Here is a 20017-nt window from a genome sequence, read left to right on the forward strand (position 1 = left end):
CTTACCGACCACCTCCAGCGCCTCGATCGATGAACATCCCACCCCGACGGGTTGACCCGCCCCCGAGGGCCGGATAAAAGAACGACTCAACAAGGAAATCCGCCGGCGCACCGACGTCGTCGGAATCTTCCCCGACCGCAACGCCCTAATCCGCCTCGTCGGCGCGGTGCTGGCCGAACAACACGACGAATGGGCCGAATCCCGCCGCTACCTCGGCCTCGACGTCCTCAGCAAATCCCGCGCCGACCACACGCCATCAACAGAACAGGAGGACACCCCGGCGGCACTGACCGCCTAAACCACCAAGTCGAAGAATCACACGACGACGTCGTACACCACGTCCCTGGACTTGACCGCAATCTGCATCGTCCCTCCGCAGGTTCTTGCCTCCTGGACGACTGCAGATAATCACGTCCACCACGCAGAACCTGGGATCTGAACGCCTCGTGTCGGACATCAAGGACACCGCCCGGAGGACTCCAGATAACAATTGCGTTGGTGCTACACAGAACCCGCCGAATCTCGGTGTCGTAATCCAGGAACGGGATGAACTCATTCCAACACGACTGCCACAGTCGGATCAGGGCCGGATATCGGCTGCCCCAGCGGTCGGCGAGCGCCTCGAGCGCCGCTTCTGCGGCCGCCGCTGTCGGGGCGGTGTAGATCGGTTTGAGATCGCGGCGCAGGGCGTCCCAGTGCTGGCGCGGTACGTAGCGGAAGCTGTTGCGGATCAGATGCACGGTGCAGGCCTGCACGATGGTGGCCGGCCACACCTCACCGACAACGTCGGGCAGCCCCTTAAGTCCGTCGCAGATCAAGAAGAACGTGTCGGTGACGCCTCTGTTGCGCAGGTCGGTCAATACGGCGAACCAGAACTTGGCTGATTCCCCGGCGCCGTCGCCGGCCCACAGTCCGAGCACGTCCTTGTGCCCGGCCAGATCGACCCCGATCGCGGCGTAGAACGGTCGGTTGGCGACCTGACCGTCGCGCACTTTCACGCTCAGCGCGTCGATGAAGATTGCGGCGTAGACGGAGCGGCCGCGCGGTCCACTCCGCCATGTCGGCCAGGACCTTGTCGGTGATCCTGCTGATGGTGTCCGGGGAGATCTTGGCGTCGTAGAGCTCGTCGAAGTGGGCGGCGATCTCCCCGGTGGTCAATCCCTTGGCATACAACGACAACACGATCTCATCGACCCGGGTCAACCGGTGTTGATGCTTTCTTGACGATCTGGGGCTCGAAGCTGCCGCCGCGGTCGCGGGGCACGGCGATCTCGACCGGTCCGACCGTGTCGGTCAACACGGTTTTGGTGCGGGTGCCGTTGCGTGAATTCGGCGCCCCCCGCCCGGCCGGATCGTGCTTGTCATAGCCGAGGTGATCGGCGAGCTCCTCTTCCAGCGCGGTCTCGACCACCGTCTTGGTCAGCGCCTTAAGCACCCCGTCAGCGGTATCGGCGAACGACACCCCGCGGGCCTGGGCCGCCCGCACCAGCTCGCGGGCCGTCGCCAGCTCCTCCGGTGTCGGAGAGCTGACCATCACTTCATCATCGTGGACATCGGCTGTTGCTGTCACAGCCCTCATCGTTTCGGTCATCGTGGACCTTCCCCGCCAGGCTCACACCCGGCGTGTCGGGCCACTTACACCGAATTTCGGATACTCCCTCGCGGTGGTGTAGCGCCGCGCGGTGTTGTGGGAGATGCCGAAAACGAGAGAGACAGATGCAGCAGGTCGGGGCCTGCGGTCAGCGCTTCGTGAAGGATTCGGTCGGCACGGATGCGTTCGATCGTGAACCCATTGTCGCTCAACGATTGTTTCACCGATGTTTGACTCACCGGCGTTGTGCGCAATGCAGTTTTCGTCGTGAGTAGAACGTGCCGGTTCGGAGTGTGGGGCCATCTGTCCCGGCGGTGGTCGAGCCATGTGATCAGCGCTCTGTGGGTGAGCTCGCCGAGCCGTTGGTTGTCCAGCAAGGGTGATCCGCCGGTTCGGCAGGTCAATGTCGTCGAGCACCAGTTTGCGTATAACGCTTGTGCGGCAGGCATGTTCGACGCTCAATGCCACAACTAGGCGTGCACGCGGTTCGCTCGCGAGCTGTTCGATCGAGCGCACCTCATCATCGGTGATGGGCACGAGGTCTTGGTCTACTGGTTGGCTCTTCAAACCCGCTGTTGGGTTGCTGAAGACCAGACCATTCTTCTTGGCGTGCCGGAACAGCGACCGCAGCGCCTTGATCAGATTGTGGCACTGGTTTCCCTGAAACGGCCGCAGCGTCGCGTCGACGTCGGCCCTGGTGACCTCCCTGAGATGGTCGTAGGAGGTGGACCAGTGCGCGAGAAGGGGCCTGACCGCGCCGAAGTAGCTGTAGAGGGTCCTGGGCGATCGTGGGCGAGCACGTGCGCCGCCGACCAACAGGGTAAGGAGCCAGTGGTGCGACGGCTCGGCGAACCCTGGCGGAAGTTCCGCGGTGACGCGGTCGATCCAGGCACGGATCGGAGGTTCGGTGTCGTCTGTCAGCAGGTCGAAGTGGGAGAGGATTTCGACAAGCCTGCGACGGGACGCGAGCCGATGCGGCCGTGTTCGAACCTCTTTGAGCGGCACGCGATCACCGGGGGGCCGACCGGCCAGAAGGGTGACCAGGGCGTCGAGGCATCGGTTTGTGGTCTCACCGCACCAATCGTGGGCGGCAGCGCGTTCCCGGGCGTATACCGCAGCGGCCACGAGCACGGGGTCGTCGGATTCCAAGGCTGGATGCCGCCGGGGCGGGCGAGCAGGCAGTCCCGCCTTTCCGCGATAGTAGTGCGCTTTTTTTGAACAGCTTCTGCCGCAGTATTTTTGGTCGCGGCGACCGTTGGCTGGCAGTTCGGCTCCGCATTGCAGGCAATTCATCGCGGCGGCAGCGACCTTCCCGTCCGAGCGCGCGGGGTGACGGGACGTGCCTCACCGGCCGCAGCGGCGGCCTCCTCGCTACCCTTCGGCGTGGGTGCGGCCACGGTTTCGGGCTCGGGGATCAGCAGTTCGTCGATGGCGCAGTCGAGCACGGCGCAGAATACATCGAGATCGTGGAGCTTGATGGCGTTGGGGTTGCCCGACCACAAGCCCGACATCTTGCCGGCGCTGATCACCAGGCCGCGCTCGGCCAGCATCCGTTGGAGTTCGCTGGCCTTCCAAATGCCGCGGTTGGCCGCGGTCAGGCGTAGATTCCACTTCATTGAGCCAATCCTTAAGTTCGTAGGTGCAGTTACTTCGTGTTGTTACGTTGTGCTGTGACCCAGGCATCTTCGACGTGGGTGGCGTGGACGTGGATATATCGAGCCGTCGTGGCCGTCCAGGCGTGACCACATAATTCCTGGATGGCGAACAGGTTCATTCCGCCGAGGTAAAGCTGGGACGCGCAGAAGTGCCGCAGCACATGCGGGGTCAGCTTCCCCGACCACGCAGGCAGATGCCGGTCCGCCGCCTCCGCCAACGATCGGCGATAGACGTCAGCTGTCGCGCGCATGCACGTCCCGTCGATGTTCTTGCGTTCGGACGGAAACAGTGGCGCGGCATGGCTATTCGGGTCGATATCGAACAGTCCAAGCACGTCTTCGATGAACCATCTCAGGCTGCGGTCGGCGCCGTTGATCAGCGGCACCAGTCGCGGTTTGGGGCCTTTGCGGCGTGATCCCTTGCCGTGACGGACGTTCAGCTTGCCGAACCGCCCCAGCTCCCACCGCACATCGTCGAGGTCGAGCATCCGCGCCTCGTTGATGCGCAGTCCCACGTCGGCCGCCAGCCGGGCGACCGCGTAGTTGCGGGCGGCCGGGGCGAACTTGCGGCAGGTGACCAGGCTGGATTCAATCGGTCGTTGCAACACCGGCTTGCTGAAGTGAGTGTAGGTGTTCGTTGAACGCTTCGGCCGGGGTGCGCCATCCGAGGGTCTTGCGTGGTCGGGTGTTGAGGGTGTGAGCGATCGCCGCGATGTCGTCGGCGTTCCACCGGGATAGGTCGGTGCCCTTCGGAAAGCATTGGCGCAACAGGCCATTGGTGTTCTCATTCGTGCCACGCTGCCACGGACTCTTCGGGTCGGCGAAGTACACCTTGACCCCGGAGGCGATCGAGAACTGGGCATGCGCCGACAGTTCCTTTCCCCGGTCCCAGGTCAGCGACCGGCGCAGTTCCTCGGGCAGCGAGGTGATCGTCTGCGCTAGGGCGTTGGCCATCGTGAGGGCGCCGTAGCCGGCCAGAGCCGGCCCGTTCTTGGTCCGCGGAATCAGCCCGTATCCGGCCTCCCGCGGAAGATGGATCAACATCGTGAACCGACTGCTGCGCTCGACCAGCGTGCCGATCGCGCTGCGCTGCAACCCGATCAGCAGATCTCCCTCCCAGTGTCCCGGGACCGCGCGATCAGCGACCTCCGGCGGCCGAGCGCTGATCAACGTCTCCGGCGTGACGTGCGCCCACGCTTTCTGCCGAGACCGTGCCCGCGGCACCCGCAATGCCCGACCCCGGCGCAGGCAGGTGATTAAGTCCCGCTTGAGCGCACCGCGGCTTTGCACGTAGAGCGCTTGGTAGATGGCCTCGTGGCTGATCCGCATGGATTCATCATCAGGGAAGTCAAGCTTGATCCGATGGGCGATCTGCTCAGGACTCCATGCTGTCACCCAGGCCCGATCCCCTCGGTGCGGCTTGTTGCGTCCCTTCCACGGCGTCGCGGCCGGACCAGCCATGATCTGCCCGTAAGCGCCACGAACGACACCGGAGAGCTTGTCCTGGACGTACTGGCGCAGCCGGTCGTTGCCGACCAGCTTGGCCGTCTTCGGGCGCCTCGCCCGCCTTTCGGCATGCCACTGCGCGACCGAGGCCTTGTAGTCGAGCCGATACGTGCGCGTCGAGGCGTTACGGCGCAGCTCACGCGAGATGGTCGACGGCGCCCTGCGCAGCCTCCTGGCTATCTCGCGCACTCCGGCACCATGGGCACGCCATAAAGCGATGTCTTCGCGCTCATTCGAGGATAGGTAGCAGCCCGAAACAGTTTCTGGCAAGCGTGGATTCACGCCGCCAGCATGGCGGAACCAGCGGAACCCGACCGGCGAAGACACGCCCGCTTCGGTAGCGGCGTCCTCGGTCATCGCTCCGGCAGCGATCCCCGCCCAGAACCGGACCCTGTCCTGCCGCCAGGCCACCGACGGCCGCCCCGGGGAGGGCATCTGCCCCCGATACGCACGAACCTCCAACTGCCGCTTCCCATACGCCACCACACACCTCCGAGGAATCGAGGTGTTGCAACGACCGATTGAATCCAGCCAGTTCCTGGCGCCACCCGGCGAACAGCTGCTCCACCTCGTCGGCGGTCGGAGGGATACGCAGCTGCGGATCGACCGAGGCTCGCGGCCGGTTGATCTCGTCCAGCGGGCACTCGACGACCCGACCTGTCATGTTGTGCAGGTCGATCTTGTGCCGAAGCTCCAAGAACTGGAAGTACACGGTCAGTGCCGCCGCCCGCCCGGTGCGAGTCGAGGGGTTGGCGTCGCGCAGCACCTTGCCGAAATAGACGTCGACATCGGCGGGCCGCATCTCCCACAGCGGCCGGCCGAACCAGTCGTGGATCAGCTCGAGGTGGTTGATGTCGTTGCGGATCGTGCTGTCGACCAATCCGGCCGACGCCCGTGCCAGCACGAACCCGGCCAACACATCGGTCTCGAAGTCGGCAAGCTCCTCCTCGCTCGCCGGTACTCGATGTTCCCGCAGATCGCGGACCACAGCCAGAGCCAACCCACGCCTCCTCGACTTCACCTAAAGTGAAGAAACATCATCTGATCAACTATTCAGTCAGCAAGAATGATGCCGGTTCATCAGAGAGTTTTGATGGAGGGACACGCCAACAACGGCTGTTCCAGGCGTTGAAAGGGCTAACGGGCGATACCCGTGGGCTCAGGAACTCGTCGACTGTTGGCTAACGTGACTAAGCCTCTCTCTCTCCGACTCCGACTCGGAGTGACGAAGACGAAACTGCGTTCACGCTCGTTGCGCATCTTGCAACGCAGTGCCTGGCCCACCGATGCCACCACCCGCCGCTCGCTCAGCCGCGATTTTCCGTGTTCGTTCACATGGTCGACGACGACGCGGACACTGTCCTGCACGTTGATTCTCTCCTGGAGTTGTGGGATCCAATCAGCAACTCTGACGGCCGGACATCACCTCGGAGGCATCCGTACTGCGCCATCGAGACGGATCGTCTCGCCGTTGAGCATCGGATTCTCAACGATGGCTACGACCAGGTGTGCGTACTCGGCAGGATCACCGAGTCGGTTTGGGTGCAACGTCAGCGCCTTGAGAGCGGTTAGCGCAGCCTCTGGAAGTGAGTTGAGAAGCGGGGTTTCGAACAGCCCCGGAGCGATCGTGTTGACCCGGATCAAGTACGACGACAGATCACGCGCGATCGGCAGCGTCGCCGCCATCACACCTCCCTTGGAAGCGGAGTAGGCCGCCTGCCCGATCTGGCCGTCGAAGGCCGCGCCGGAGGAAGTGTTGACGATCACGCCACGCTCGCCGCCGACGGGGTCGTTCTGCGACATTGCGTATGCGCCCAGGCGCACGACGTTGAAGGTCCCGATCAGGTTGATCTTGATTACTTTCTCGAACGCGTCGAGCGGGAAAGGGCCCTTCTTGCTGACGGTCTTGGTGCCATCGCTGACGCCGGCGCAGTTGACGATGATACGCAATGTCTTGTCCGCGTTGGCGATCTCGATGGCCCTGGTCACTGCATCCTCGTCGGTGACGTCGGCGGGCGCGAACCGGACGGTGTCGCCGAGGAGGCTTAGCGCGTCCGTGTTTGCATTGGGCAGGTCGACGGCGACCACCCGCGCTCCGGACCGCGCCAGCGTCTCCACCGTCGCCAAACCGAGCCCGGACGCGCCACCGGTGACGACCGCGCTGCTAGCTGCGATGTCCATTCGGCTGCTCCTTTTGTGTGTCTGTCTACAGGCTTCGCGCGATCAGCACCTTCATGATCTCGTTGGTGCCGCCGTAGATCTTCTGCACCCGAGCCGCCGCATACATCTGCGCGATCGGGTATTCCATCATGTAGCCGTATCCACCGAAAAGCTGCAGGCACTTGTCAGTGACCTCTACTTGTTTGTCAGATCCCCACATCTTGGCTATCGATGCGGTTGCGGCATCGAGTTTTCCGTCGAGGTACCGGCCGGTGCAGTAGTCGATCAGCGCCTTGCCGGCCAGCACCTCCGCCTTGCATTCGGCCAGCACGAACTTGGTGTTCTGGAAGGCGAGGAGGGGCTTGCCGAACGCGGTGCGCTCCTTGACATAACGGATCGTCTCTACTACCGCCGCCTCCGCCATCGCGATCGCCTCGACCCCGATGGTCAACCGCTCGCGCGGAAGTTGCTCCATCAACTGGGCGAAGCCCTTGCCCTCAACGCCGCCGAGCAGGTTTGCGGCCGGCACCCGCATGTCGGTGAACGCAAGCTCCCGGGTGTCCTGGCCGTGCTGGCCGACCTTCTCCAGAACCCGGCCGCGCTGGAAACCCGCCAGCCCTTCGGTTTCGGCCACCATCAGCGACAGTCCGGACTCAGTTTTGGCCACGATCACCACCAGGTCGCAGTGGGAACCGTTGGAGATGAAGGTCTTCGAGCCGTTGATGACGTACTCGTCGCCGTCGCGAACCGCGGTGGTGCGAATCGACTGCAGGTCTGACCCGGTGCCCGGTTCGGTCATCGCGACGGCGATCACCATCTCCCCGCTGACCATCTTCGGGATCCAGCGCTTCTTCTGCTCCTCGGAGGCATACTCGGCGATGTAGTGGGAAGCCAGCGTCGAATGCACGGAGAAACCGAACGCGGTGTCGTGCGCGTAGGCGCGCTCCTGCATCACCACCGCCTCGTGACCGAAACTGCCGCCACCACCGCCGTATTGCTCGGGCAGGTCGAGGCCCAAAAGCCCGGCAGCGCCGGCTTTGTTCCAAAATTCTCGGTCCACCTTCTGCTGTTTCGCCCACCTGGCTTGGTTGGGAGTCGCTTCCTTGCGGAAGAACTCGGCGGCGTGCTTGCGCAGGAGTTTTTGATCCTCGGTCTCCCACGGAACGACGTAGTCCGGGAATAAGAGTCCGGGCATGCTTTACCTACTTTCCGGTGAACTGGGGCGCGCGCTTGGCGAGGAATGCCGCCTGGCCCTCGTGACTGTCGGCGGAATGCACCGCCACGTAGAAATTCCGTTTCTCGTGTTCGAGTCCCTGCGTCAGTGATGTCTGAAACGCGTGCACAGCGGCATCCTTGGCCAGCGCCACCGCTAGCGGGGAGTTCGTCGCGATCCGTTGCGCCATCGCCAGCGCCCGTGGCACGGCCTCGCCGTCGGCGACGACTTCGGCTACCAACCCTGCATCGCACGCCTCCTGGGCCTTGATGGAATCGCCCGTCAAAAGCATTGCCATAGCCTTGGATTTGCCGATCGCCCGAATGAGGCGTTGAGTTCCGCCAGCGCCAGGGATTGCGCCGATCTTCACCTCGGGAAGTCCGAATTGGCCCGACTCGCCGGCGATGACAATGTCGCAGGCCAACGCCAGCTCACAGCCGCCCCCGAGTGCGTATGTCTCGACCGCGGCGATGACCGGCTTCGGAAACGCAGCCAGTATCGACCAGAAGCTCTCATTGGACTCTCCGGTGACCAGTGGCCGGGCCCGGATCTCGTCGAACGCCGTGATGTCGGCGCCGGCGCAGAACATGCCGTGGGCGCCCGCGATGACCACGGCCAACACGGCCGTGTCGGACCGCAACGCCGCCAGCTCGGCCCCCATCGCGCCCAACAGCTCGTCGTTGAGGCTGTTCTTCGACTTCGGGCGATTGATCTCCAGCAGGGCCACCGCACCGTCGCGAGTCGATCGCAAAATTTGTTTGTTCACGTGACCGCATCCCGGTAAACGTCGGCGTGTTCGGCCCGCAGGATCTTCTTGTCCAATTTGCCGACACTGGTGCGCGGCAACGCCTCGACGAAGAGAACCGCGTCGGGCATCTGCCACTTGGCGAACTGCCCCTGCAGACAACCGACGATGTCATCGCGGGTCAGCACGCCACCTTCGACGGGCACGACGATGGCCAGCGGACGTTCCTGCCACTTCGGATGGCTGATCCCCACAACCGCGGCCTCCTTCACCAGCGGATGTCCGACGATGGCGTTCTCCATATCGATAGAGGAAATCCATTCACCGCCGCTCTTGACTACGTCCTTGAGGCGGTCGGTGAGCTTGAGATACCCGTTCGGGTAGATTGTGCCGACATCGCCGCTGCGCCAGTAACCGTCGAGGAAGCGGTCGGCGTTGTCGTCGTCGTCGAGCTGGTGGTATCGCTCGATGACCCAGGGCCCACGCATCAGTACCTCGCCGACACTCTTACCGTCGTGCGGCAGGTCATTGCCGTTGTCGTCGACGATCCGGATGTCGATACCGGAAGCGGGCAGCCCTTGAAAACGCTTGAAATCCCATTTCTCGTCGTCGGTGATCGTGCCCTGCAGGGACGGTTTGATGCCCATGTTCATCGTGATCAGCGGCGTCGTCTCGGTCGCACCGTAGCCCTGCACAAAATCGGCGCCGGTGAGCTCGTGGAAATCGCGCATCAGCGACTTCGCCGGCTCGGTCGCACCGGACAGCAGTCTCGTCCTGCTGAAATCTGGCTTCACAGCAAGGGTCTTGATGTAGTCCAGCATCGGCTGGAAAATCGCCGGTGCGCCGTTCGCGACGGTCACATTCTCCGCGATCATCACGTCGACGAGCATTTGCGTGTTCTCGGCCAGGTAGCGGCCGGGTAGGATCACCTTCGCCGCGGTCCACATCGCGGTGTGCGGAAGCCCCCACGACTGGCCGTGAAACATCGGGGTGATGAGCATCGCGGTGTCCTCGCGACGGAGATTGATCGCTGCTGCCATCGCCATCGCGTGTAGGTAGCTGCCACGATGCGAGTAGTAGACGCCCTTCGGCCGACCCGTCGTTCCCGATGTGTAACACGCGCTGTAAGCAGAGGTTTCGTCGATGACCCGCCAGTCGATCTCGGTGTCGGACTCGGCCATCAGGTCCTCGAGGTGAAAGACGTTTTCCAGCGTGGTGTCGATCTCGGTGAGCGGCTTATCCGACATTACGATCCAGCCCTTGACCTTCGGCACGTGTGGAGCCAACGCCTCGGCGACCGGAAGGAGTGTCTCGTCGACCAGGATCCATTGCGCCTCGGCGTGGTCAGTGACGTAGCTCAGGTCTTCGGTGGCCAGCCGCAGATTCATCTGCAGCATCACCGCGGCGATGCCGGGAATGGCCCAGCTGAGCTCAAAGTGCCGCTTGCTGTTCCAGTCGAGCACTCCGACTGTGTCGGCCGGGCCGATCCCTATTCCTCTGAGCGCGTTCGCCGCCCGCTTGACCCGAACGTACAAGTCTGCGTAGGTGTACCGCTGCCAGTCGCCCTCCGTGGTGCGGTAGACGACCTCTTGCTCGGGATAGGTGCGCGCCGCATGTCTGATCAGGTTGGTGGTGTTGAGCTGGTAGTGGTCGCCGTGCGTCGACGGCACGCCCTTCACGATTTCCCTGACCATGTCTGTGCCTTAGATTCGTTCGATGATGGTGGTGTTGGCGGTTCCGCCGGCCTCGCAGATGGTCTGCAGGCCGTAGCGCTGTCCGGTGCGCTCGAGTTCGCACAGCAGATCGGTGAGCATGCGGGCCCCGGTCGACCCGAGCGGATGCCCGATTGCGACCGAGCCTCCGTTGACGTTGAGCTTGTCATCGGGAATGCCGAACTCGCGTTGCACCATCAGCGGCACCCCGGCGAAGGCCTCGTTGACCTCGAACAAGTCGATGTCGCTGACACTCAGGTTGGCGCGCTCGAGCGCCCTGTGGGTGGCGTCCAGTACCGCGGTGAACTGCAGTACCGGGTCCGCCGCGGCGACCGTCATCGCCAGGAACCGCGCCCGCGAAACCAGCCCGCTGCGTTCTGCGTAGCCACGCTCGGCGATCAGCAACGCCGCTGCCCCGTCGCTGATCTGGGAAGAATTGGCCGCGGTTGTGCGGCCGTCGGCCGCGAAAACAGGCTCCAGCGACGCGATCTTCGCCGGATCCAACTGCTCACGGATTCCTTCGTCGGCACTGACGGGCGCCGCCGACGGATCCAGCGGATCGACGGTGATCGGCACCAACTGCGCGCGAAACTTTTTCGCCCGGGTCGCGGCGAATGCTCGCTCATGGCTTCGGATACTGAATTCGTCGAGTTCCTCGCGAGAAATACCGAACTTGGAGTTCAGCAACTCCGACGCCGCCCCTTGCGCCACCAAGTTGTCGTCGTAGCGGGCCAACTCCACGGGCGAGTACTGCGGACCGAGCGGCGCGCCCGGCATGAACGACGCAGGCATCGGCACCTGCGACATCGACTCCACACCGCACCCAATCGCCAGCTCGTAGATGCCCGCGGTGACGCCGAATGCAGCGAAGTTGACCGCCTGCTGACCGGACCCGCATTGGCGATCAATGGTGACCGCCGGCACCGATTCGGGTAGACCCGCAGCCAGCACCGCGTGCCGCCCGATATTTCCGGACTGGTGCTCATGCTGCATCGCACAGCCGACGATGACGTCATCGATGTCTTTGGCATCGATCGCACTGCGCTCCACCAGGTTTCGCAAGGTGTGACCGAGCAAGTCGGCCGGATGCCACCGGCTCAAAGCGCCACCTCGTTTACCCACCGGCGTGCGCACCGCCCCGACAATCACTGCTTCGCGCGCGTTCAATGTTCCACTCCTCCTTGTTCCGGTGTACGAATTCCAACGATGGGGATGTCAACCGTCTCGGCGACTTCTTCCCAGTGGCGCGTGCTTTGTCCGGCAAAGACTCGTGCGAGATCCTCGTGGGTATCTGCTGCGCCCAGGACCTCGAGGGTCCGCTTCTGGAAATGCGGTTCGATTGCGCCCAGGGCGATATAGCCGTCGGCACTGGCGTAGATCCCGTAGGTCGGAGTCGCGCCACCGAGCGGGTCGCCGGGCCCTGCGACGCCGTACCGCACGGCTGCGCCGGCGTCGGCTGCGGCGTCCGCCAGTACGATCCGGACGTGTTGGCCGGCACCGGAATTCGGCCTATCAAGCAGCGCCAACAGGGCCCCGGACACGGCACGTTCGGCACCCAGGAGGTCCACGACCGGAACCGCCGGCATCAACGGGGGCTGCAGGGTGCCGTGCGTGGCCTGATAGGTCAGGTCGTGGCCAGGACGCTCCTCGAGGTCACCGTCGTAGCCCACGATTTCGACGTGACAGAGCCCCGGATACCTGACATGCGCGTCGTCGAGCCCGAGCCTGCGTAGCGCCGAAGGGCGCATGGCGGTGAGCAACACATCGGCGGAAGTCAGCTCGACGTCCAGCTTGGCGCGGTCGCCGGCGTCCTTGAGGTCCAGAACCAAGACCGTCTGCTTGCTGGCGAGCTCTGCGTACCAGCCGGGCGCGACCGCGGCCAAGGGATCTCCGGTAGGGGGCTCCACCTTTGTTACCGACGCGCCGAAGCGCGCCAGCCGTGCCGCCGCGAGCGGGCCCGGGATGTTCACCGCAAGCGACACGATGCGAACGCCGTTCAGACTGCCCTGCACCATGTGGTCCTTCAATTGATACCGTACGACTGTACAGGAAGCTTCCTATCTGTACAAGAAGTGATGTTCACTGTACACTTGCCCGGAACGAAGGAGACGCATGGGACCGTTCGCCGATCCACGCGCAGGCGCAGACGACCTGACCGCGAAGGCGCGCATTCGCAACGCCGCGATGGACCTGTTCGCGGAGTTCGGGGAGGACCGCACGTCGATGCGAAATATCGCCTCGAGAGCCGGCGTCACGGTCGGGCTGGTTGTCCACCACTTCAAGACCAAGGACGGAATCCGCCGCGCCGTTGAACAACTCGTCGTCGACTACTTCGCGCAGACGATCGCGCAGGTCCCCGTTGATGGAACACCAAGACAAGTCGCCACGGCGCGTGACGTGGCTGTGAAGGAGATGCTCGAATCGAACCCAGCCGTCGTCAACTATCTGCGCCGCGCGCTACTGGACCCCGCAGGGTCTAAAGGCCAACTGCTCCAGCGATTGACAGAGCTGACCCGAACGGAGCTCATCAAAGCCCGCGACGCCGGTATCGCAAATGCGGAGCGAAGCGGATCCACCCAGATCATCGACATCATGGTCCGACAGCTGGGACAGCTCTTCCTGCAACCGATGATCGACACCATGTGGGATCAAGTCTCCCGCCCAGACGAGTCAGACGACGACAAACCGACACTGCACGTCGCCGTTCGCTCCAGTGGCCCAGCACCTTCAGCGCGTCATAGGAATACTTCGGCTTGCGCTGCCGGCGAGGTCGTTTGGCGACCTGCCGGCCCGCTCCCGGCGGCCGGGCCGCGGCCGTCAACCGGCGCCGAGCATTGTCACGCGACCAGCCGGTGACCTCCACCACCTGATCCAGAATCTGCCCCTTATTCGCCTTCGACGCCTTCACATACGCCTTGGCGAACTTCGCGGTGATCTCGGCACGAGACGACATCGACAGCCCACTCTCCATGCCTGGCGGGGATCACCGTTTCGCGGGCATTCTTACGTGATGCACCGAGGGCGTTTCGCGGGCACTTTTCGTGATGCTTGCCGGATGCTTGCCGACCTCGTGGATCCGCAGTAGCGTGGTTCCAACACCTAGTACTATTGGTACCTGGAACTACACGTCACACGTTCAAGGAAGGGGCTAGCATTCATGGCGAGTGACCACGCAAGGCAAGAGGCAAAGTCGGTGACCGCAGCGAGCGCTGGATCCCGTTATCCGAGGACCCGACGGATAAGCTTTCCGTTTGGCGGCGACGGCGGCACACACGGCAAGTACTTCGTCAACGACGACATCGTGTTCAGCCACTTCGTGGCGAACCTATCGGGTGCGTTCCCGTCAGGGGAGGAGTTGTTTATTCGGTCGGTGCGTCGATTCTCAGATGAGCCCCCTGTTTCCCTTCGGGTGACGCCTCGCAGGCGTGAAAATGGGGGTCGGGTTGCCTGCCGACGCCGACGTTAACTTGGGTTTTGTGAGCCTGTTGATGAGCCTGGTGCCGGGGCCCGACCTGGAAGGGTCACGCACTGTTGCTTCGAGCACGCCGGTCAGAATTTCGATTCCCTGAACCGAGGCCCCCGGGCGGCCCGCCTTGTTGAGAGCGTCGATGTTGATGGAGGGCAAGCGAGTTGAAGCAGCAGCAGCCGGAGGAGATTGCTGACACCGAGCATGAGTTGGTGATCGAGCGTGTGTGCGCGATCGATGTAGCCAAGGCCTCGGGCAAGGTGTGCGTGCGTGTGGGCAGCCGCGCGGGCAGGCGGGTCAGCAAAGTGTGGGACGTGGCCGCCACGTCCGGCGCAGTCGGTGAGTTGACCGACTACCTCGTTGACGAGCGGATTGAGAAGGTCACTGTGGAGTCCACGTCGGATTACTGGCGGATCTGGTACTACCTGCTGGAGGCGGCCGGGCTCGACGTGCAGCTGGTCAACGCCCGCGACGTGAAGAACGTGCCCGGTCGGCCCAAAACCGACAAACTCGACGCGGTCTGGCTAGCCAAGCTCACCGAGAAAGGTCTGCTGCGGCCAAGTTTCGTGCCGCCGGCGCCGATCCGCGAGTTACGCGACTACACCCGGTTACGGATCGATATGACTCGCGAACGTTCCCGGTACTGGCAACGGATCGAGAAGCTGCTCGAGGACGCGCTGATCAAGGTGTCGTCGGTGGCCTCGACTCTGGACACCCTGTCGGTGCGCGACATGCTCAAGGCGCTGATCGCTGGCGAGCGGGACCCGCGCCGGCTGGCCGGGCTGGCGCGCGGCAAGATGAGACCCAAGCAAGCCGCTCTGGTCGAGGCGCTGACCGGCAGATTCGACGATCACCACGCCGAACTTGCCCAGATGCTGCTCGATCAGATCGACGCGCTGGACGCCAAGATCGGCAGGCTCACCACCCGCATCGACCAACTGTTGGCTGCAATGGAGCCCGAACCTGTCAACGGTGGGGACGCCACCGGCGGAGCAAACCCCGCTTCGCGCAAAGCCGGCGAGTTGACCACGATCGACCGACTCGATGAGATTCCCGGCGTCGGCCCGGTGAACGCGCAGATCATTCTCGCCGAGATCGGGCTCGACATGAGCCGGTTCCCCACGGCCGGACACCTGGTGTCGTGGGCAAAACTGTGTCCACGCACCATCCAGTCCGGTCCGGTGCAACGTTCGGGCAAGGCGGGCAAAGGCAACCCATATCTGAAAGGTGCTCTCGGCGAAGCCGCGACAGCCGCTGCCAAGACCAACACCTTCCTCGGTGAACGCTATCGGCGCATCGTCAAACGCCGCGGCAAGCTCAAGGCCCTCGTCGCTGTTGCCCGATCCATCCTGGTCATCATCTGGAACCTGCTGCACGACCCCACGGCCCGTTTCCACGATCTCGGTGCCGACTACCACGCGACCCGCATCAACACCGAACGCCGGACCCGTAACCACGTCGCGCAGCTCGCAGCCCTGGGCTATCGCGTCACCCTCGAACCCGTCGCCTGACACCGGCCAACTCCCACAACACAACCCGACAACTGCGAGAAAGAACACCCGGCTGCGCCGGGTGGCTCCGCCGCGTCCGGTCACCTGGGTCTATTTTCCGGTCAGGTCACCGATCCCACGTTGAAGAAACGGGTGGCGGGCTTCATCGGCCAGGAATCGGTCCACGGACAGCAACACCGCCTGCTGAACGAGAAACTCATCGACATGGGTTACCCGATCGCTTGGTGGGATTCGAAGAAGTTTAACGACTGGGTCAAGCGACTGGAGGAGCGGCTGCCTGCGCGGCTACCCCTGGCGGTAACAGCAGCTGCAGAACACTTCACCGCCGTACTTGCTGAGCGCACGCTGGGCGAAGAGGAAATCCAGGCGATTCCGGGCGAGTTGCAGGTGTGGAACGTGCTGAACTGGCATGCCGTGGAGGAACTTGAGCACAAATCGGTCGCATTCGATGTCTTCCGCACGGTGGCGGGAGGTACGGAGCGGATGCGCAGGAGTGTGATGGCCGTGATGATTCCGACCCTGCTTCTCCTCATAGCCGTCACATTGGTTTACTCGCTGGCGCACGACCCGGATGGGCGTCGTCAGCCGCTACGGGTGATACGGGAGGCCTATCGGCTGTACCGTGGCCCCATCTTCCGGGGTTTGATCCCAGACCTTACGAAATATCTGCGACCGGGATTCCATCCTGACGACATCGACACGAACGCGTTGTTGGAGCACTGGCAAGAGGAACTCTTCGGCACCGACGGAGAACTCGTCGGCTACCTGAAGTGATTGCGAACATCCACAACAAAAGGGATTGCCATGGTAGCTAGTCAGGCAATGGCTGCGAAAAGCGGAACAGCAGCCGAAAAAGTAGCCGAGAGTACGTATCCTAAGGCTCGGCGGATTCGGTTTTGGTTCGGCGATCCCGAGCCGATGGACCACCATTTCGTTGAGGGCAATATCGTGTTCAGCCACCTTGTGGCGTTGCTGTCCGGCGTGTTTCCGCCAGGTGAGGAGTTGTTTATCCGGTCGGTTCGGCGCTTTGCCGATCAGATGACCGATCCGGTACTGATGAAGCGGGTGGCCGGATTCATTTGGCCAGGAGTCGGTGCACGGCCAGGAACACCGCCGGCTCAACGAGAAGCTCATCGAGATGGGCTACCCGATTGTCCGGCTGTTTATGTTCCCGCATGACAGCCGCCGGGAGCCGGTTGATCGTGCGAATTGAGAACCTGCTGCCAGCGCGGGTACCCCTGGCGGTCACGGCGGCGGCCGAGCACTACACCGCGACACTGGCTGAGCGCATGCTGGGCGAAGAGATACAAAAGATTCCTGGCGATCCCGAGGTGCGAAACCTGCTCAACTGGCACGCGGTGGAAGAGCTGGAACATAAGTCGGTGGCGTTCGACGTCTACCGGGCCGTCGATGGGCCGGAGTGGCTCCGGATCGGGGTGATGGCGGTGCTGTACATCCTGACGATCCCGGTGGTGTCGATCGGGGTGCTGTTGTCTATTTTGGCCGATCCGCGGGGATGGCGCCCGATCAAAGTGGCGCGTCAAACGCGTGCGGTGTTCCGGGACCCGTTGGTGCAGGGGCTGATGGCCGATCTGCGCATGTACCTAAAGCCGGGCTTCCATCCCGACGACATCGACACGACCGCGCTGGTGCAGCAGTGGCGGCAGGAGCTGTTCGGCGACGACGGTGCCCTTGTCGGTCATCTCAAGTAGCAGGAAGGCCATGAGTTCAAGTTGAGTACAACGATCGACATCGAGCAGTTACCGACTGTCGAGCGTGTCACTCCAGACCATGAAGTCGTGATCGTCGGCGCTGGATTCGGCGGTATCGGTGCTGGTATCTCCTTGCAACGCAGAGGCATTCACGACTTCGTGATTGTCGACAAGTGGGATCAGGTGGGCGGCACCTGGCATGCGAACACTTATCCGGGTGTGGCGGTGGATATTCCCTCGTTTGTCTACAGCTTTTCCTACGAGCAGCGTGGTGATTGGTCGCGGATCTTCGCTCCGGGTTACGAGCTTCGCGATTACGCCAGCGACCTTGTGGACAAGTACGGCCTAGCTCAAAAGTTGCGGCTGAACACTACGATCACCTCGGCGGTGCTCGATGAGCGCAATAGCCTATGGCGATTGACTACCGACGCCGATCAGGAGATTACCGGCCGAAATGTAGTCATGGCGGTCGGTGGCCTCGAACGCCCGAAGATGCCTGATATCCCGGGTCTCGACGAGTTCGGGGGTGTGCTCATGCACACCGCACTCTGGGACCATGACGTGGCGCTGGCGGGCAAGCGCGTCGCGGTCATCGGCACTGGCGCAACGGCGCTGCAGGTCGTCCCGGCCATTGTCGACGAAGTCGAACATTTGACAGTCTTCCAACGAACACCGATATGGGTGTTCCCAAAACCTGACAAGGAGGTCACGTCCGCCATCCGGTGGGTTCTGGGGCGTAAGCGAATCCGTTCGGGTATCCGCCTGGTGGGAACCGTCGCAACCGAGGTCGGCATGGCCGGGATGTGGGTCGGTCCACAGTGGCTGACGAACGCGAGCCGCCGGATGCTTGAGGTTCCTACCCGCCGCTGGATGCGCCGCCAGATCGATGACCCGGTCGTTCGGGAGAAGCTGATCCCACGCTACGGGTTAGGCTGCAAGCGCCCGTCGATGTCAAACGACTACTTGCGTACCTTCAACCGCGACGACGTCAGCCTGGTCACCGATGCGATCGAGTGCATTACCAAGAAGGGGGTACGGACGGCGGACGGCGTGGAGCACGAGATCGACGTGTTGATCTGCGCGACCGGGTTCAAGCTGTGGGAGGCGGGCGCGGTGCCTCCCTTCCCCGTCATCGGGCGGGGCGGCGTCGATCTCGGGCGGTTCTGGAGTGAGCAGAGATACCAGTCGTACCAGGGTGTTTCGGTTCCCGGATTTCCGAACATGTTCTCAATCACCGGGCCCTACGGATTCGTGCTCGGCTCGTACTTGTGGATGATCGAAGCGACATCGGCTCACCTGAGCCGCGCCATAGCCGAAGCGAAGCGCCGCGGTGCAACGGTCTGCGAGATTCGTCAGGAAGCCCACGACGAGTATTTTCGGAAATGCCTGAAGCGCCAACAGAATAACTTCCTGTTCACTCCGGCGTGTGCGGGTTCGAACACCTACTACATTAATAACCAGGGCGATTCACCGTTTCGGCCGTCGACGCACGGCGAAATGTACTGGCAGAACCGCTATTACAACCTTGATGTCTACCGATACAGCAGGGGCGTTGCGGTTCTGGACGCAGCCGCGGCCATGACGAAGGAGAGCCTGTGAAGTTCAACCGATTGCGACCGCGCCTGGTGGTGGTCACCGGGGCTGGAAGCGGCATTGGCCGGGCGACAGCGATCAGGTTCGCTAAGCTCGGCGCCCACGTCGTGGTCTCCGACATCGATCTGGATGCGGCACAAGCGACCACCGCGATGATCCGCGGTTACGGCCTCGGCGCGTCGGCGGCGCAGTTGGACGTCACCGACCCCGACGCCTGGGCGGTGTTCGGTCGCGATGTGTTAGCCGATCACGGTTACACCGATGTATTGGTCAACAACGCAGGTATCTTGGTGGGCGGCCACTTTTTGCAGCTGAGTCCCTCGGATTGGGACCGCCAACTCGGTGTGAACCTAATGGGTGTCGTCCACGGATGTCGTGTGTTCGGCGCCCAGATGGTTGAGCGCGGCGGTGGCCACATCGTCAACATCGCGTCAGCGGCGGCGTTCACACCCACGCCGGTGATGGCGCCGTACTCGGTGTCCAAGGCGGGCGTGAAGATGCTGACCGAGTGCTTGCGGCTCGAACTCGGACCGAGAGGCATCGGCGTCAGCGCCGTGTGCCCGGGTGTGATCAACACCAACATCGCTGATCGCGCGATCGTAGTCGGCGTCGATCAGAACCTGATCGAACAAGGAAAGCAGTTCACGAAGAAGCTCCAGGAATTTAGCGAGAAGTTTAGGGTCTCGCCGATGAGCTCGGACCTCGTAGCTCGTGCCGTCGTACGTGCGGTACGGTTTGATTTGGCGGTCGTGCCGGTGCGCACCGAGGCCTGGCTGGGCTATTTCATGCTCCGTATCGCCCCTGGTGTCAACCGCCGTATGATGCAGCCATTCTCGGTGGACGCATTTCAGCGGCTGGGTGCTCGCCTGTCAAAGACAGTGGGTGCTGCGGACCAGGGTGAGCTTGCCGCCGGTGGAGCCGAGGCGGCGGCACCGGTCACCAGCACGGGAAAGTAGGGTGCGGGCTGATCAGCGGCCAATCGTAGGTGCTCTGCCGTCAATACGCCGTGCAGCTCGGGTGAAGGGGTTCCCCTGATTCCGTGGGGACTTGACTTGTAGTGATCTTGATTCCTGCTGCCCCCGGCTAGGTGCGTGGGTCGGTAACGGATTTGTCGGGTCGGCAGGTGGATTTGTCCTGGACGGAGGGCATCGGG

13 protein-coding genes and 7 pseudogenes are annotated in these 20017 nt (G+C 63.1%); 8 read left to right on the forward strand and 12 right to left on the reverse strand.

The features are described 5' to 3' along the window. Positions 1 to 79: 79 nt before the first annotated feature. Positions 80 to 298 (forward strand): annotated as a pseudogene (locus BST44_RS25125) (transposase); the annotation flags it as partial. A 190-nt stretch (positions 299 to 488) separates the two neighbouring features. Here the strand turns inward: BST44_RS25125 and BST44_RS25130 are convergent. The 12 genes and pseudogenes from BST44_RS25130 to BST44_RS25185 all read right to left on the reverse strand — a co-directional run. Further along, positions 489 to 1591 (reverse strand): annotated as a pseudogene (locus tag BST44_RS25130) (IS256 family transposase); the annotation flags it as partial. A 21-nt stretch (positions 1592 to 1612) separates the two neighbouring features. After that, the gene (locus BST44_RS25135) at positions 1613 to 2740 is read right to left on the reverse strand and encodes a site-specific integrase (RefSeq protein ID WP_224112882.1); all 1128 of its coding nucleotides are present in this window, start codon (positions 2738 to 2740) and stop codon (positions 1613 to 1615) included. Positions 2741 to 2880: 140 nt separating this feature from the next. Next, on the reverse strand, positions 2881 to 3207 hold the full coding sequence (locus BST44_RS25140) for a helix-turn-helix domain-containing protein (protein WP_007168431.1): 327 nt from the start codon (positions 3205 to 3207) through the stop codon (positions 2881 to 2883). A gap of 29 nt (positions 3208 to 3236) precedes the next feature. Next, positions 3237 to 3827, reverse strand: a pseudogene (locus BST44_RS25145) (tyrosine-type recombinase/integrase); the annotation flags it as partial. Positions 3828 to 3834: 7 nt separating this feature from the next. Then, positions 3835 to 5187, reverse strand: a complete 1353-nt coding sequence (locus tag BST44_RS25150) for an IS30 family transposase (protein ID WP_046184758.1) — start codon at positions 5185 to 5187, stop codon at positions 3835 to 3837. A gap of 97 nt (positions 5188 to 5284) precedes the next feature. Next, positions 5285 to 5752, reverse strand: a pseudogene (locus BST44_RS31480) (site-specific integrase); the annotation flags it as partial. Positions 5753 to 6174: 422 nt separating this feature from the next. After that, a complete protein-coding gene (locus BST44_RS25160; protein WP_007168427.1) occupies positions 6175 to 6933 on the reverse strand; it encodes an SDR family NAD(P)-dependent oxidoreductase in 759 nt (252 codons plus the stop codon). A 25-nt stretch (positions 6934 to 6958) separates the two neighbouring features. Further along, a complete protein-coding gene (locus BST44_RS25165) occupies positions 6959 to 8107 on the reverse strand; it encodes an acyl-CoA dehydrogenase family protein (RefSeq protein WP_007168426.1) in 1149 nt (382 codons plus the stop codon). Positions 8108 to 8114: 7 nt separating this feature from the next. Next, positions 8115 to 8891: an enoyl-CoA hydratase/isomerase family protein gene (locus tag BST44_RS25170; protein WP_007168425.1), complete on the reverse strand. Its 777-nt coding sequence runs from the start codon at positions 8889 to 8891 to the stop codon at positions 8115 to 8117. Further along, positions 8888 to 10564 carry a long-chain-fatty-acid--CoA ligase gene (locus BST44_RS25175; protein ID WP_007168424.1) on the reverse strand — a complete coding sequence of 559 codons (1677 nt, stop codon included), beginning with the start codon at positions 10562 to 10564 and terminating at the stop codon, positions 8888 to 8890. Before BST44_RS25175 ends, BST44_RS25170 begins: the two co-directional genes overlap by 4 nt. 9 nt (positions 10565 to 10573) lie before the next feature. Then, positions 10574 to 11749: a thiolase family protein gene (locus BST44_RS25180; RefSeq protein WP_019732177.1), complete on the reverse strand. Its 1176-nt coding sequence runs from the start codon at positions 11747 to 11749 to the stop codon at positions 10574 to 10576. Continuing rightward, complete coding sequence (locus BST44_RS25185) at positions 11746 to 12597, reverse strand: CoA transferase (RefSeq protein ID WP_007168421.1); 852 nt, start codon at positions 12595 to 12597, stop codon at positions 11746 to 11748. Before BST44_RS25185 ends, BST44_RS25180 begins: the two co-directional genes overlap by 4 nt. A gap of 97 nt (positions 12598 to 12694) precedes the next feature. On the opposite strand from BST44_RS25185, the pseudogene BST44_RS25190 reads away from it, so the two are divergent. The 7 genes and pseudogenes from BST44_RS25190 to BST44_RS25220 all read left to right on the forward strand — a co-directional run. After that, a pseudogene (locus BST44_RS25190) lies at positions 12695 to 13294 on the forward strand (TetR/AcrR family transcriptional regulator); the annotation flags it as partial. Positions 13295 to 13739: 445 nt separating this feature from the next. Next, positions 13740 to 13973, forward strand: a pseudogene (locus BST44_RS31485) (metal-dependent hydrolase); the annotation flags it as partial. A gap of 239 nt (positions 13974 to 14212) precedes the next feature. Next, a complete protein-coding gene (locus BST44_RS25195) occupies positions 14213 to 15559 on the forward strand; it encodes an IS110 family RNA-guided transposase (RefSeq protein ID WP_007168418.1) in 1347 nt (448 codons plus the stop codon). Between the two features lie 84 nt (positions 15560 to 15643). Then, positions 15644 to 16333: a metal-dependent hydrolase gene (locus tag BST44_RS25200; protein ID WP_080576326.1), complete on the forward strand. Its 690-nt coding sequence runs from the start codon at positions 15644 to 15646 to the stop codon at positions 16331 to 16333. 48 nt (positions 16334 to 16381) lie between these two features. Next, positions 16382 to 17271, forward strand: a pseudogene (locus tag BST44_RS30705) (metal-dependent hydrolase). 21 nt (positions 17272 to 17292) lie between these two features. Then, entirely contained in the window at positions 17293 to 18870 is a 1578-nt protein-coding gene (locus BST44_RS25215; protein WP_007168414.1) for a flavin-containing monooxygenase, read from the forward strand. Beyond that, the gene (locus BST44_RS25220; RefSeq protein WP_007168413.1) at positions 18867 to 19820 is read left to right on the forward strand and encodes an SDR family NAD(P)-dependent oxidoreductase; all 954 of its coding nucleotides are present in this window, start codon (positions 18867 to 18869) and stop codon (positions 19818 to 19820) included. Before BST44_RS25215 ends, BST44_RS25220 begins: the two co-directional genes overlap by 4 nt. Positions 19821 to 20017: the final 197 nt, after the last annotated feature.

Source organism: Mycobacterium scrofulaceum (genome assembly GCF_002086735.1).
Lineage (GTDB): Bacteria > Actinomycetota > Actinomycetes > Mycobacteriales > Mycobacteriaceae > Mycobacterium > Mycobacterium scrofulaceum.

Excerpts from the sequence above, each read along its gene's own strand:
- BST44_RS25185 (WP_007168421.1), bottom strand. The coding sequence starts at position 12,597 with ATGGTGCAGGGCAGTCTGAACGGCGTTCGCATCGTGTCGCTTGCGGTG.
- BST44_RS25140 (WP_007168431.1), bottom strand. The coding sequence starts at position 3,207 with ATGAAGTGGAATCTACGCCTGACCGCGGCCAACCGCGGCATTTGGAAG.
- BST44_RS25165 (WP_007168426.1), bottom strand. The coding sequence starts at position 8,107 with ATGCCCGGACTCTTATTCCCGGACTACGTCGTTCCGTGGGAGACCGAG.
- BST44_RS25160 (WP_007168427.1), bottom strand. The coding sequence starts at position 6,933 with ATGGACATCGCAGCTAGCAGCGCGGTCGTCACCGGTGGCGCGTCCGGG.
- BST44_RS25150 (WP_046184758.1), bottom strand. The coding sequence starts at position 5,187 with ATGCCCTCCCCGGGGCGGCCGTCGGTGGCCTGGCGGCAGGACAGGGTC.
- BST44_RS25175 (WP_007168424.1), bottom strand. The coding sequence starts at position 10,564 with ATGGTCAGGGAAATCGTGAAGGGCGTGCCGTCGACGCACGGCGACCAC.